The organism is Tabrizicola sp. (assembly GCF_016793705.1).
Lineage (GTDB): Bacteria > Pseudomonadota > Alphaproteobacteria > Rhodobacterales > Rhodobacteraceae > Tabrizicola.
This window is the reverse complement of the sequence record NZ_JAEULO010000035.1, coordinates 142031-155888: the sequence shown is the minus strand read 5'-3', so window position 1 is coordinate 155888 and position 13858 is coordinate 142031. Positions and strand designations below refer to the sequence as shown.

Annotated in this window: 16 protein-coding genes; 13 read left to right on the top strand and 3 right to left on the bottom strand. The window is 63.7% G+C overall.

Translation table 11 applies throughout. From position 1 onward, the window contains the following. The first annotated feature begins 120 nt into the window (after positions 1–120). Positions 121–1329, top strand: a complete 1209-nt coding sequence (locus tag JNJ68_RS08110) for an aminopeptidase P family protein (protein ID WP_294981457.1) — start codon at positions 121–123, stop codon at positions 1327–1329. Positions 1330–1365: 36 nt separating this feature from the next. Here the strand turns inward: JNJ68_RS08110 and JNJ68_RS08105 are convergent, their stop codons facing one another. Beyond that, a complete protein-coding gene (locus tag JNJ68_RS08105) occupies positions 1366–1620 on the bottom strand; it encodes a GlsB/YeaQ/YmgE family stress response membrane protein (protein WP_294981224.1) in 255 nt (84 codons plus the stop codon). A 219-nt stretch (positions 1621–1839) separates the two neighbouring features. Between JNJ68_RS08105 and JNJ68_RS08100 the strand changes: the two genes are divergently transcribed. After that, positions 1840–2727 carry a L,D-transpeptidase gene (locus tag JNJ68_RS08100; RefSeq protein WP_294981222.1) on the top strand — a complete coding sequence of 296 codons (888 nt, stop codon included), beginning with the start codon at positions 1840–1842 and terminating at the stop codon, positions 2725–2727. On the opposite strand, the gene JNJ68_RS08095 is transcribed toward JNJ68_RS08100, so the two are convergent. After that, entirely contained in the window at positions 2724–3065 is a 342-nt protein-coding gene (locus tag JNJ68_RS08095; protein WP_294981219.1) for a cupin domain-containing protein, read from the bottom strand. The genes JNJ68_RS08100 and JNJ68_RS08095 overlap by 4 nt on opposite strands. Before the next feature lie 154 nt (positions 3066–3219). Between JNJ68_RS08095 and panB the strand changes: the two genes are divergently transcribed. The 11 genes from panB to JNJ68_RS08045 all read left to right on the top strand — a co-directional run bounded on the left by panB (position 3220) and on the right by JNJ68_RS08045 (position 13164). Continuing rightward, a complete protein-coding gene (panB, locus tag JNJ68_RS08090) occupies positions 3220–4050 on the top strand; it encodes a 3-methyl-2-oxobutanoate hydroxymethyltransferase (RefSeq protein WP_294981216.1) in 831 nt (276 codons plus the stop codon). Next, positions 4047–4880 (top strand): pantoate--beta-alanine ligase, encoded by an 834-nt coding sequence (gene panC, locus JNJ68_RS08085; RefSeq protein ID WP_294981213.1) that lies wholly within the window; start codon positions 4047–4049, stop codon positions 4878–4880. The genes panB and panC overlap by 4 nt, the downstream gene beginning before the upstream one ends. 195 nt (positions 4881–5075) lie before the next feature. Then, complete coding sequence (locus JNJ68_RS08080; protein ID WP_294981210.1) at positions 5076–6146, top strand: hypothetical protein; 1071 nt, start codon at positions 5076–5078, stop codon at positions 6144–6146. A 2-nt stretch (positions 6147–6148) separates the two neighbouring features. Then, entirely contained in the window at positions 6149–6571 is a 423-nt protein-coding gene (locus JNJ68_RS08075; protein ID WP_294981208.1) for a hypothetical protein, read from the top strand. Further along, entirely contained in the window at positions 6564–7691 is a 1128-nt protein-coding gene (locus JNJ68_RS08070; protein ID WP_294981206.1) for a hypothetical protein, read from the top strand. Before JNJ68_RS08075 ends, JNJ68_RS08070 begins: the two co-directional genes overlap by 8 nt. 67 nt (positions 7692–7758) lie before the next feature. After that, positions 7759–9687 carry an ATP-binding protein gene (locus JNJ68_RS08065; protein WP_294981203.1) on the top strand — a complete coding sequence of 643 codons (1929 nt, stop codon included), beginning with the start codon at positions 7759–7761 and terminating at the stop codon, positions 9685–9687. A gap of 58 nt (positions 9688–9745) precedes the next feature. Beyond that, positions 9746–10456, top strand: coding sequence for a hypothetical protein (locus JNJ68_RS08060; protein ID WP_294981201.1), 711 nt, complete (start codon positions 9746–9748; stop codon positions 10454–10456). Further along, positions 10444–10836, top strand: coding sequence for a hypothetical protein (locus tag JNJ68_RS19450; RefSeq protein WP_363165606.1), 393 nt, complete (start codon positions 10444–10446; stop codon positions 10834–10836). The genes JNJ68_RS08060 and JNJ68_RS19450 overlap by 13 nt, the downstream gene beginning before the upstream one ends. 6 nt (positions 10837–10842) lie before the next feature. Continuing rightward, complete coding sequence (locus JNJ68_RS08055; RefSeq protein ID WP_294981198.1) at positions 10843–12198, top strand: DUF6638 family protein; 1356 nt, start codon at positions 10843–10845, stop codon at positions 12196–12198. Then, the gene (locus JNJ68_RS08050) at positions 12199–12477 is read left to right on the top strand and encodes a hypothetical protein (protein ID WP_294981195.1); all 279 of its coding nucleotides are present in this window, start codon (positions 12199–12201) and stop codon (positions 12475–12477) included. A gap of 12 nt (positions 12478–12489) precedes the next feature. After that, a complete protein-coding gene (locus JNJ68_RS08045; protein ID WP_294981193.1) occupies positions 12490–13164 on the top strand; it encodes a DUF1523 family protein in 675 nt (224 codons plus the stop codon). A gap of 6 nt (positions 13165–13170) precedes the next feature. On the opposite strand, the gene JNJ68_RS08040 is transcribed toward JNJ68_RS08045, so the two are convergent. Next, positions 13171–13791, bottom strand: coding sequence for a LysE family translocator (locus JNJ68_RS08040; RefSeq protein ID WP_294981191.1), 621 nt, complete (start codon positions 13789–13791; stop codon positions 13171–13173). Positions 13792–13858: the final 67 nt, after the last annotated feature.

Genomic DNA, 13858 nt, shown 5'->3' with positions numbered 1-13858 from the left:
GCCGCAGGGGCCTTGCCCCGACGCTTGTGGGGCAAACCCGCTTCCGTCCTGTACGCCGGGACCTTTCGGGGTCTCATGGCGCATCTGCCCGACCCCTGGATATGAGGTCTGGAAATGTCGTTGAACCGTCCCGAGATGTACCGCTTCCACAATGGCGGGGCGAAGCACGCCCTGCCCTTCGCCGACCAGGAATACCATGACCGGCTGGCGGGCCTGCGCGAGATCATGGAGCTGCACGATCTGGACGCGGTGGTGCTGACCAGCATGCACAACGTCGCCTATTACTCGGGCTTCCTCTATTGCTCGTTCGGTCGGCCCTATGCCTGCGTGGTGACGAAGACTGAATGTGTCACGATCAGCGCGGGGATCGACGCGGGGCAGCCCTGGCGGCGGTCGATTGCGGACAACATCACCTATACCGACTGGACCCGCGACAACTTCTGGCGGGCGGTGGCCTCGGTCACGGGAACCGGCAAGGCGGTGGGCTGCGAGGCGGATCATCTGACGATGGAGCGGGCCGAGAAGTTCAACACCTTCCTGAAGCCGAAGCGGGGGGTCGATGTGGCTCCGGCGACGATGCACCAGCGGATGATGAAGTCAGGGGCCGAGATCGCGCTGATCAAGCATGGGGCGAATGTGGCCGACGTGGGCGGTTATGCGATCCGCGATGCGATCAAGGTGGGGGCGACGGAGCTTGAGGTGTCGATCGCGGGCCGCGACGCGATGGAGCGGGAGATCGCGAAGCGCTTCCCGGATGCGGAATATCGCGACACCTGGGTCTGGTTCCAGTCGGGGATCAACACCGATGGCGCGCACAATCCGGTGACGAACCGGAAGCTTCGCCATGGCGATATCCTGAGCCTGAACTGCTTCCCGATGATCAGCGGCTATTACACCGCGCTGGAGAGGACGCTCTTCGTGGGCGAGGTGGACGATGCCAGCATGAAGGTCTGGCAGACCAACATCGACAGCCATGAGTTCGGGATGAAGCTGTTGAAGCCCGGTGCGTCCTGCGCCGAGATCACCATGAAGATCAACGAGTTCCTGGCCGAGCGGCAGATGCTGCAATACCGGACCTTCGGCTATGGGCATTCCTTCGGGGTGCTGTCGCACTACTATGGCCGCGAGGCGGCGCTGGAGCTGCGCGAGGATATCGACACGGTGCTGGAGCCGGGGATGGTGATCAGCATGGAGCCGATGCTGACGATCCCGGAAGGGATGCCGGGGGCGGGCGGCTACCGCGAACATGACATCTTCGTCGTGACCGAGGACGAGCCCGAGGACATCACGCATTATCCCTACGGGCCTGCGTTCAACGTGGTGGGCTAAAGGAAAGGGCCGGGGTGATCCCCCGGCCCTTGCCGTTCAGGCGCGTTTGACGAGGCGTATCAGGAACAGAAGGATCACCGCGCCGACCGTGGCCGCGATGATGGCGCCAAGCAGGCCTCCGCCCAGCGACAGGCCGATGCGCGGGAACAGGAACCCCGCGATGAGCGCGCCGACGATGCCGACGATGATATTGCCGACAAGGCCGAAGCCGTAGCCGTCGACGATCTGCCCGGCAAGCCAGCCGGCAATGGCGCCGATGATGAGAATGACCAGAAGTGCGGTGAGTTCCATTCTTCCCCTCCTGCCCCGGAATTGGGGCGCAAGCCCGAATTGCCTTGTCGGAACGCAGGCGACGGGCTCCCGGTTCCCTAGGTTCGAAATCTACTACAATTTCGCCGCGAAGACAGCATTGGCGGCGAAGATTCGGAAAAGCCTGTGCTTTTGGGCTTGACGGATACCCGCCCGCGTGGCGCAAGGTGGCCCAAGCTGCCCTAACTCCGAGTCTGCCAAGTGACCCACTCCCTTGCCCGGATCTTCGCGATCCTTGCCCTTCCCTTGCTTGCCGCCTGTGCGGGCACCGCGAAACAGACCTCGCCAGAGGTCGTCCCCGGATATGAGGGCGTGCAGGACGGGGAGTTCTTCATCGAAGCGGTCCCGGCTAAATACCTCCAGGACGGCAACAGCCGCACCGAAGTGGCCTATACCGGGCCGGAAGCGCCGGGCACGGTGGTCGTCGATACCTTCGCGCGCAAGCTCTATCTGGTGAACGAGGGCGGCACGGCGACGCGCTATCCCATCGCCGTGGGCCGGGAAGGGCTGTCGTTCCGCGGTGCGGGCTCTGTGGGGCGCAAGGCGGAATGGCCGTCGTGGCAGCCGACCGCGAACATGATCCGCACCCGGCCCGACCTGTATGCCGCCTATGCCGGCGGCCTGCCGGGCGGACTGATGAACCCCCTGGGTGCGCGGGCGCTTTATCTCTATCGCGGGTCGCGCGACACGATGTTCCGCATCCACGGCACGTCGGACGCGGCTTCGGTCGGCCACGCGACAAGCGCGGGCTGCATCCGGCTGTTCAACCAGGACGCCATCGACCTGTACAACAAGGTGCCGAACGGGACCCGGGTGAAGGTGCGGACCGAGGCGGAGAGCCTGGCGCTGGAAGGGCCGCAGATGCTGAACGCCTATGGCCACATGGTTCCCGAGACGCCCGAGAATGTGGCCAAGAGGGAAAAGGACGAGGCTGCGCTTGCCAAGCAGGAGGCCCGTGACAAGGCCGCTGCCGAGAAGGCCGAGAAGAAGCGCCTGGCCGCCTGCGCACGCCGGGGTATCCCGGATGCCGAATGCGCCCCGCCGGAAAGCGTGGCGACGGTGACGGTGGGCACGTCGGACGCCGGTTAAAGCCGGATGACATAGTCCTTGAGGGTGGTCTGCACGACCTCCCAGGTTCCTTCGAAGCCCGGGCGGATGATCAGGCTGTCGCCCGGGTGCAGCTGGGTGACGCTGCCGTCCGCGCCGGTGAGCAGCGAATAGCCTGACAGGATTCGGAAGTATTCCCATTCGGAATAGCTGACGCGCCACTTGCCGGGGGTGGATTGCCAGAGCCCGGCAAAGAGGCCGTCGCGGTCTTCGAGGTTCCAGGTGCTGTGGACCGGGTCGCCCGAGATCACCTTCTCTGGGTCGGGTCGGGTGATCTCGGGTGCGGTGCCGTCGCGGCTTACGCGCTGGATCAGGGTCATGGCTGTCTCCTTTGCCGTCATTCAGGACGCAGGGGTGGCGCGGGTCAACCCTCTGGCGCGGCGGTCGGCGGTGCTGCGCTGCGGCGCAAATCTGTTGCGGCGGGGTTCTGCTTGTGCCCATATGTCGGGCAGAATGTGAAAGCGGAGGCCTGCGATGAGCGCCACGTCCCCTGTTCGCCCTGTGCTTCCCCCCGACATCCGCGCCCGCAAGGGGGGTGAGCCCTTGGTGGTGCTGACCGCCTATTCGACGCCGGTCGCCCGGCTGGTGGATGCGCATTGCGACGTGGTGCTGGTGGGCGACAGCGTGGGAATGGTGATCCACGGGTTACCGTCCACGCTGGGCGTGACGATGGAGATGATGATCCTGCATGGCCGCGCCGTGGTGCGGGGGGCGCAGAAGGCGATGCCGGTGATCGACATGCCCTTCGGGTCCTATGAGGAGGGGAAGGAGCAGGCGTTCCGCAATGCCGCGCGGCTCATGGCCGAAACCGGCGCCCCGGCGGTGAAGCTGGAAGGCGGGCAGCATATGGCCGAGACCATCGCCTTCCTGACCGCGCGGGGGGTGCCGGTGATGGCGCATGTGGGATTGACGCCGCAGGCGGTGAACACCTTTGGTGGCTACAAGGTGGTGGGCCGGGGGGAAGAGGCCGAGAAGGTGATGGCCGACGCCCGCGCGGTCGAGGAAGCCGGGGCGTTTTCCGTGGTGCTGGAGAAGGTGCCGGTGGGCCTGGCTGCACGCATTACCCAGGCACTGACCATTCCGACCATCGGGATCGGGGCCGGGGTGCGGTGCGACGGGCAGGTGCTGGTGGTGGATGACATGCTGGGTCTGTTCACCGATTTCCGGCCGAAGTTCGTCAAGCGCTATGCCGAGCTTGGGAAAACGGCGGACGAGGCGATTGCAGCCTATGCGGCGGAGGTGCGGTCGCGGGCGTTTCCGGCGGCGGAGCACTCGTTTGCGGACGAAGTTCCGGTGAAGAAATGATCCTGAAGACGGTGGCAGACCTGCGTACTGTCGCGCGCGGCTGGCGGGCGAAGGGAGAGGTGATCGGCGTGGTGCCCACGATGGGCGCGCTGCATGACGGGCATCTGTCGCTGGCGCGGCGGGCCAGGGCGGAATGCGACCGGGTGATCACCACGATCTTCGTGAACCCGAAGCAGTTCAACAACCCGGACGACCTGAAGAAATACCCCCGGACCCTGGAGGCGGATGCCGAGCTTCTGGGCACGGTGCCGGTGGATGCGATCTTCGCGCCCGCGGTCGAGGAGGTCTATCCCGAGGGCTTCATCACCAATGTCACGATGCAGGGGGTGGCGCAGCCGCTGGAAGGCTACATGCGCCCCGGCCATTTCGACGGGGTGGCGACGGTGGTGACGAAGCTCTTCGGCATGACGCTGGCCGACAAGGGCTATTTCGGCCAGAAGGACTGGCAGCAGTTGCAGGTGGTGCTGCGGCTGGTGCGCGACCTGAATGTCCCGGTGGAGGTGGTGGGCTGCGAGACGATCCGCGAGGCGGATGGCCTCGCGATGTCCTCGCGCAACGTGCGGCTGACGGCGGCGGGCCGGGCCAAGGCGCCGGTGTTGTATGCGGCGATCACCCGGGCAGCCGAGGATATCCGCGCGGGCCATGCCGACCGGATGGCGATCCGCGAGGCGGCGGAGACGATGCGCGAGGCGGGGTTCGAGCGGGTGGAATATATCGAGCTGCGCGATGCCGAGACGCTGATGCCTTCCGACGACCCTCGGCGACCCCGGCGGATGCTGGCCGCAGCCTGGATCGACGGCGTGCGGTTGATCGACAACATCCCCGTCTGACCTTTCATCTTTGTCCAAATATCTCCGCCGGAGGCATCCCGCCGCCGCGGCCAGACCTGCCATTCCGCACTTGGCGGATGCCCGAACTTGCTGCAAGACTTGACCCGTTCAGCGGTGTCCGAAAAACCGGCGCCGGGATGATGTAATTCGCTGTTACATCACTATGTGATTGAAACGGGTTCAACGGAGGGTCGGATGGCCGATTTCGAAACGCAGATCAAGGAAAGCCAGGCTCAGGTCGCCGAGGCGCAGGCGAAGATTTCCGCCATCACCAGCCGGATCGAGGAAGCCCGGTCGAAGCTGGACCAGGGGGCCGAGCTGGACGTGGAGAACGCCACGCTGGAGGATGTCCACAAGCATACAGACCTGATGAACGCCAACATCGCCGAGCTGATCATGGGGCTGGATGATGTCACGGCGGGATTCTCGGCCGAATTCAACGAGATGCGGACGAAGACCGGGATGGAGAGCTTCATCGGCATCTTCTCTTCCGCCAAGGCGGAGTCGATGCGGCAGGAGCGGATGCGCTCGGCCTCGGTCGATGACAAGTTGCAGGACCTGATCTCGAAATCGGATGTGATCGTGAAGCTGCTGCAGGGGCAGTTGAACCTGTTGAACGGGCAGAAGACCAAGGTGGAGGCGAACCTGGCCGGGACGCTGGTCGAACGGGAAGAAACCGTGGCGGCGCTGGAGGCAGTCAGGTCCGAGGTGGCGGCGATGGACCCGCGGATCATCGAGCTGGAGAACAAGATCAGCGTCGAGCAGGACGCGGCGGCGAGGACCAAGCTGGAAACGGAGCTGGCGACGCTGAACGCCAAGTACAACGCTCTGGTGCAGGACGAGCAGGTGAAGCTGGCGAAGTCGCAGACGCTGGAGCGGTATATCGAGAAGGGGAAGACCTGGGTCGACTCGCTTCAGAACCAGGCGGCGACGCAGCTGGTGCTGATCAACAAGCTGCAGACCGACACCAAGCAGCGGGTGGTGCTGTATGACGCGCTGACCTCCAGCTTGAAGACTGCGCAGCAGCAGGACGTGGCGCATAGGATCAACGAGATCGGGGTGAAGACCGACCAGGAGGCCCAGACCGCGATGGCGGCCATTGGCGCCGCGACCAACGACAAGATGGCCGACATGCTGGAGGCGCATGAGGGGCACATGGTCTTCGCCCGGCAGATCCTGGAGCAGAAGGCGAAGGCGGATGAACGCTTCGCCCGGCGGTTCGCGGCGATTGTCGAGAAGCACGACAAGAATGCGTATGGGGAGTAGGGGTGAGCGAGCTTGAACAGCCGAACGAGCCCTCCCTTCTAAACAACAAAAACCAGACTCCTCCGTCTGGCAATTGGCTTGAAGGCTACATCGCTGTGTGGATCGGATTGCTGTTGGTCAATGCGGTGTTCCTTGCGTTTGCTCTGCCCGTGATGGCGATACTCCTGTTGCTTCAGGCTGTGCTCGGTGAGGCTGGCATATGGGTGGGAGCGGTGATCATCGCTCCTGCTTGGATATGGCTTTGCTTCAGGTTCTTCTTGCCAGCAATGACTCAGATCATCTGGATTGACGGTAGACCGGCTCTCTTTGCCCTTCACCGTGTGACGTTGCGGAGGATGATCGGAGTTGTAACCGCGCAACTTTCGGTTCTTCGGTCGGATTTGTATTCGCTCTCAACCCGCATCGGGAATTGGCTCAATGCCTGACCCCACCGTCAAAGACGTTCTGACCTCGGACCATGCCGAGCTATACGACACGCTGACCGCCCGGCGCTATTTCGCCAAGTTCGAGCGGATCACCGGGCATCTGGCGCGGGTGGCGGCGGAGGTGGAGGCGGAGGGCAAGCTGTCCCGAACCGAGGCGCGGGTGCTGGGGGTCTATCTCAAGGCGGTGGCGGCAACGTTCCGGGCGCTGAACCACAAGTATCTGATGACTGGGCGGGGCGAGGGGGCACCGAAGCTCACCATCGACCGGCACGAGAGCGGCTTCCCGGTGGCGCAGGAGTTGATGGCGATGGCCGTCGACGCCCAGCAGGCCGAGAAGCATCTGGCCGGGATGCCATCGGAAGCCGAGCTGAAGGACCGGATGGTGCGGCAGATCGTCGGCGACCTGACGATCCCCACGGCGCTGCAGTTCGCGCTGTCGCAGCGGTATTACTATGAGGCGCTGCTGGCCGGGGGCATCTTCTGGGCGCGGAACGATCCGGACGCGCAGTGGATTGAAGACCTGGGCGAGCGGCGGCATTTCCTGCTGCATTGGGCGGTGTGGGACACCCAGGTCAACCTGCCGGTGGTGTACCTGATGGATGTGGAGGATTCGGGCAAGAAACCGCTGCCGAACGATGCCTACCGCTGGCCGCAGGTACAGCAGGCCTTGATGGCGCAGGCCATTGGCGGGTTGAAGCTGGTGACGATCGCCACCGGATTCGACAAGGATTTCGAGGGACTGCACCCCAAGCGACTGCGGCGGATCATCCTTGGGCCGATGTATTCGGCGAGCTTCACCCTGCAATCGGGCCCGATCTCCAAGGTGCTGGAGGGCGCGAAGGCCCCGGAGGGCGAGGACTGGGCGCTGGTCTGGACGGTGGAGGATCTGGTCTCGGACCGCGAGGAAGCGGTGAAGGACGGCTGGTTTTCCACGGCGACACGGCAGGTTTACAAGCTGGACCCGGTGGCGGGGGCGGAGCTGGGGGCCACGCGGCAGGAGCGGATGATCATCCTGCCGGAGAAGCCCTATCAGGTGCTGGCCGAGCAGAACCCGAAGGGCTTGCAGGGGCTGCGGAAGTTCGTGGTCGGGGCCGGGGGGCGGTTGATCCCGACGTTGTGATTGCTGAACCCCCGGGGGCGCTGCCCCCGGACCCCCGGGATATTTGTGGACAGAAAATGAGGGTTTCATGAGCACGCGCGACACGATGGAGCTGAAGGAAGAGACGATCCGGGCGCAGTATGAGGCGGCCTTGGGGATGGTCTTCGGCTTCGACCACGCGCCGCGGCTGGCGAAGCCTTTGGTGGTGGCCCCGGCGGTGGAGCGGTCGCCCGGTGTGGGGGTGCGACCCACGTTCCGGTCCACCGTACCGGGGATGGCGACGCGGTCGACGGCGCGGCCGGGCGGGGTGCGGTTGTCGGAGCGGATCGAGGGGCTGTCGGATGGGTTGGTCTCGCCGGTGCAGGCGGCGGTGCTGAATGCGTTCCGGCGATCTCTGGCGATTGCGCTGGCGATGGGGGAGACCTTTTCGGCCCAGTCGGGGCTGGCGGAGTTGAAGAAGGCGAACCTGGAGGGCCGGGTGCCGGACGCCCGCCGCGCGGAGTTTGGCGAACTGTTGCAGGGCGAGGCGCTGGTGGTTCTCTTCACCTTTGCCAATGCCCTCGCCTACCTGATCGCGCCGCATGTCGGGCCGGGGACGGTGGAACTGGGCGAGGTGGAGGAGGTCTTGACCGACAACGCTCCGCTGGCCTTGCAGGGGGCTTTGTGGGAGCTGGACCAGGACATCGGGGCGCTGGCGACGGATGATGCCAAGCTGGTGGCGGTGGTATCGGCCTTCGCCGAGGCGCTGATGAAGAAGGTGCAGATCCGGGCCGAGAACGGGGCGCGGACCTCGGTGTTCACGGCCGGGTCGTGGAAGGTGGAGGCGGACGGGCTGACCATCGCCGGGTTCAAGCCGGCGAAGGCGGCGAAGGGCGGGTCCATCGTCATGGCCTTCAAGAGCCCGCATGAGGTCGTGGGGAACCACATCGCCAAGTACCAGAGCCTGCGGCTGGCGAAGATGCTGATGGCCTATGATTTCGAGCGGCGGCTGAACCCGTTCGCGGAACTCGGCGGGTTCATCTTCACCTTCATGGGCGACGGGAAGCCGGGGACGGGGAAGACCACGCTGATCCAGATGATGGCGGGGCTGCTGGACGGCTACTGCAAGGTGGCGGGCTATCCGTTCCGCTACCAGAACTTCTCCATCGACCAGATCGACAGCTATCAGGGCAAGTCCGGCCAGAACGCCAAGGCCTTCATCGACGCGGTGCTGGACCCTTCGGTGATCGGCTTCGGCACCATCGACGACATCGACCAGGTGGCGGGCAAGCGGGGGGACCGGCAGTCCTCCGCGGGCCAGCAGGAGGTGACGGCGGTCTTCATGCAGGCCTTCGCCGGGGCGGGGACGGTGGTGCGGGGGAACTGCACCTTCGGGATGTTCTCGAACTACCCGGAGAACGTGGACGACGCCCTGCGGCAAAGGGCCGGGGCGCGGTTCCTGGTCGACGGGCCGCAAAGCCGGGAGGATTACATAGACATCCTCTCGCTTCTGCTGGGGAAGAACCATTCCATTCCGGTGGGCGAGCACCAGCTATTCGCCGCGCAGGAGATCAGGAAGGCGGTAGCGGCCTCGTTCGAGGGCTATTCGAAGCCGCATGAGGAGGGGCTGCTGAAGGTCTGGGACCGCGTGGCCTCGGACATCGGGCCGCTGGATACGCTGGCGAAGATGGGAGCCTATCTGAAGGCGATCCAGCAGGCGGACGAGCGGTTCACCGGGCGGGCGATCAAGAACATCACCGATGCGGTGAAGGTCCGGGCGATGGATTTCGAGCTGCCGGATGAGTGGATGGAGGAGCCGGATCTCTTTCTCTTCAAGCCCTATGACGAAAAGCTGGCGATGATCCGGGGGCTGATGACGCCGATCACGGTGGAGATGGTGATCCAGGAGATCAACCGCTACGCCGACAGCGAATTCCGCTATGCCGACAAGTCGGACGCGGTTGCCATCGAGGCGATGGTGCGCGAGTTCGGCCGGACGGAAGAGGCGAAGCGGCGGTATCTGGAGGGGAAGGGGTGAAGATGGTGGACCTCACGAATCGCAAGGAGTACCTTGCAGCCTCGAAGCAGTTTAGATCATGACCGTCGAACCGAGCCAGTTCTGGAAGTCTCGACTCGCCACTCCGGCCTACCGGATTGGCGAAGCGGCCAGTTATGCTCACATTTCTCCTCAGACTGTCGCAGCGTGGCACCGGGTTCGTCTCGATGGTCGCAAGGTGATGCTTAAGGAGAAAGAGAAGAGTGTAGGTCTGTCGTTCCTGCAACTTATTGAGCTGGCAGTTGTGGCCAGAATGCGTCGGTCAGGTCTTAAGGTTGCGGAGATTGCGAGAGCGCGAGACTGGTTCACCCGCTCGACGGGGCTTCAGCGTCCGTTTGCACAACTTCGCTTCAAGACCGATGGCGCCGAAATACTCCAAGACGATGATGGCCCGCTTCGCGAAGGCGACGTCGAAAAGCTGATATCAGCCAACCACGGCGGGCAGTATGTTTGGCGTGAGCTGCTTTCCCAACGATTGGAAGAATTTAACTACGATGAAGACACCGGAGAAGTGTCTTTCTGGAAGGTTGCGGGCGCAGATAAGCCAATCCTAATCGATCCAAAGGTCGCGTTTGGCGCTCCTCAGGTGCGCGGGGTGAAGACCGGCATTCTGAAAGCACATTGGCTTTCAGGAGAAGATGTGCCTGATCTAGCAGAAGACTTCGATTTGACTGCCAAAGAGATTGTCGAGGCACTCAAGTTCGAAGGTGTGCAAGGTGAGAACCCGCGACTGAGTAAATGGATAAACTGACGCTCTACTTTGATCGAAATGTTGGAAAGCGGTTGCCGAGCGCCCTGTCAAAGTTGCGCCCGCCAGCAGAAATCCGATGGCATCAAGGTGAAGGGCTTCCTCAAGACCTACCGGACGACGTTTGGTTGGAGCGAGTGGCGAAGCGCAATTGGGTTGTCCTGACCCAAGACATGCGTTTTCATGTCAACGAGAGTGAGCATCAGGCGGTTCGACAGCACGGAGTCAGGTGCTTTTATTTGCCGGGCGCACAGGACGGCATGTGGCAAACCCTCTGCACGTTCACAAGAATACACAAGAAGATCCTAAAGCTGTCTGTATCTACGCCCGCGCCCTTCATCTTCGCCTTCTCGGCTAGTGGGCGATACAAGCGGATACTGTAACAACCAATGAAACGCCTCATCCAGCGCGGCCTGATGTTCGGGAACCTGATCGAGGTCTCCTCTCCGGCGCTTGTCGAACGCTACAACCGGGCGCTCAAGCATCTTACCGGCAAGACGACAAAGCTCGACGATTTCCACATCGACCTCTCCGGCTATTCGCCCGAGATCGGGGATGAGCTGGGCGACGACCTCTACCTCAACCCCAACGGGGCAAACCGGCAGTTCATTTTGCTCACCACGGCGCAGAAGGATGCGCCACTTCTGAACATCAAGTTCTCGACCAGCCGCGGCATCCTCACCCAGTTCATCGAGAAGAACGAGGCGCAGCTCTTCGCCCTGACCGCGCGGGATGCGGTGGCGGGGGAGTTGCAGAACTCGGTCTATGCGGTGGATACCCCCGCCCGCCTTTTCGACATCAGGCAGGTGACGGTGGAGGCGGATACCATCGGCGGGCATGTGGCGGATGCGGGCAAGCTCGCCAAGCTGATCGAACGCTTCCGGCAGGAGCCGGACGGCTGGCGCGACGACGTGCTGGTGGCGGAGATGATCACTCTGGCGAAGAAGACGGGCGACGTGACGCGGGTGCCGATTGCGCTTCCGGCGATGACGTTCCAGCAGTCGAATTTCTGGACCAGCTTCTTCGGCGGGGTCTACATTTTCCAGGGCGTGCGCTATCCGGCGGCGATTTCCACGCTGGACTGGCGGTCCCTGGGCGATGTGCCGGTGGCGCAGGTGATGGACCTGACCCACCGCAACCAGATCGCCGACTGGCTGGAGCGGAACGGGTTGACCGAGCCCATCGTGCAGGCGCGGGGGGCGGATGCGGCCTCGATCCTGCGGCAGAAGATGGATTTCATTCTGGTCGATGCGGCCGACCGATTGGGGATCGAGGTTGGCGACGCAAGGCGGACGGAGCTGCGGAAGGTGGCCTACAAGCTGGGAACCTCGCTGCCGCAGGAGTTCCTGGGGCTCGCGGACCTTCTGCGCTGGGTCGAGGCCGGGGGGCCGTGGCCGAAGATCACCAGCGAACACCCGGCCTATTTCTACACCCTGCGCGGCAAGGCAGGACCGGACCGCGACCTGGTGAACATGCTGCTGACCGAACTGTCGCCGATGGACATCCGGCAGATGTTCATCATCCACAAGGAGTTGTTCTACGCGCAGTACATGACATGGTCGGATCGCAAGAAGACCTATGTCGCGGATTTCCTGGCGCGGGAGTATCAGGTGGACCGGGAAGGCGCGCGGACGGCGCTCTTCGGGCCGGAGCCGAGCATGGACGAATTGCACCGGCCGCAGATGGCCGAGGGGCCGAAACCAGTACGGCCCCCGATCACCGGGCCCTGGGGAGGGAGACGCTAGATGGGTTGGCTGCGGCTTGCGTTCCTGATGTATGTTGGATTGACGATCATCTACTTCGTCACCGGCATCTACTCCCGCTCGGTCCGGCGCGAGAAGCTGGAGAAGGAATGGGATACCGACCCTGCGCGGGAGGGGCTGACCGTCCAGGAGCGCAGTGCCTTCATCGAGGCGGGGATGGTGCAGTATGACAAGGGGCTGAAAAAGCGCCTTTTGTGGCTTATCTATATCGTTCCGACCATTGGCTTCCTGGTCACGATCTACTTTGTCAACTGGCACTGAAAGGGCGCATCCATGTGGACCAAGATCAAATGGGGCATCCGGATCCTGTTACTGGTGATCGTGGGGTTGTTCCTGCACTACACCCTGCCGCAGCGCGACGTGGTGCGGATCACCGAGACCTCGAACCGGATCACCCAGATCGGCGGCAACTGGATCTTCTATTCCATCGAGGACACCGGCACCGGGTCGGAAACCAGCACGACGCGCGACATCCGCTTCATCGACGCGGCCTTCGCGGACGGCGATGTGATGGTTTACCGGAACGAGGATACCGGTTGGTTCTGGCCGCCCTATTTCAAATGGGACAGCGCCACCCTTCAGGCCGAGGCCGCGAACCTGAAATCCACCTCGGCCGCGCCGCAATGGGTGGCGATCACGCATTACGGCTGGCGTATCCCGCTGTTCTCGGCCTTTCCGAACGCGGTTTCCATCACCCCGGTCGAGGGGCCGGATGTGCGGCTGATCCCCTGGGTCAACATCATCCTCCTCGCCTTCCTTGCCTTCGTGATCCTGATGATCCGCCGCATGTGGCTGCAGTTCCGCGAGCGGATGGTCGACCCGGCGCTGGCTGACGCGGGCGAGGCGTGGGATTCGGTCGAGGCGCGGGCCGATGCCGCGAAGAAGGAGGCGCGCGGCTTCTTCGGGCGGATCGGGGCCTGGCTGAATACCTGGAAGGCGAAGAGGTAGCTCGCCTCAGGCCGCGCGGGTTGTTGCCGTGACGACACCCGCGCCAATCAGCAATGCGCCTCCGGTCCGGTTGAAGCCGCGCACGACGCGCTCCGACCTGACAAGATTGCGCGCGCGGCTGGCCAGAAGGCCGTAGCCCAGCGAATTGGCGAAGGCGAGGGTCAGGAACGTCGCCTCGAAGATCACCATCTGGGTCAGGACGTCACCCGAGCGGTCGAGGAATTGCGGCAGGAAGGCCACGAAGAAGGTGATGCTTTTCGGGTTCAGCGCGGTCACAAGCCAGGCATGGGTGATCATCCGGCCGACGCCCTTGCTTTCGGTCACGGGTTTCGCGTTCAGCGATCCACCGGCGCGCCAGAGGCTGATGCCGAGCCAGACCAGATAGGCGGCCCCTGCCAGTTTCAGCACGGTGAAGAGCGTGGCCGAAGCGGCCAGCAGCGCGCCGATCCCGAGCATCGACAGGGTCATCGCGGTGAAATCCCCAAGGGCCACGCCGACCGAGGTCGGGAACGCAGCCCGCCAACCCTGTCCCAGGCCGTAGGAGATGACGAGGAGGATCGTCGGGCCGGGGATGATGAGAAGCACCATCGTTGCGGCGGCGAATGTGACCCAATGTTCGAATGACATGCATTGTCCTCCCTGACGTTGAAGCAAAGACAGGAAGAGGCGGCGGCTGTCCAGAGGAATGGACAGC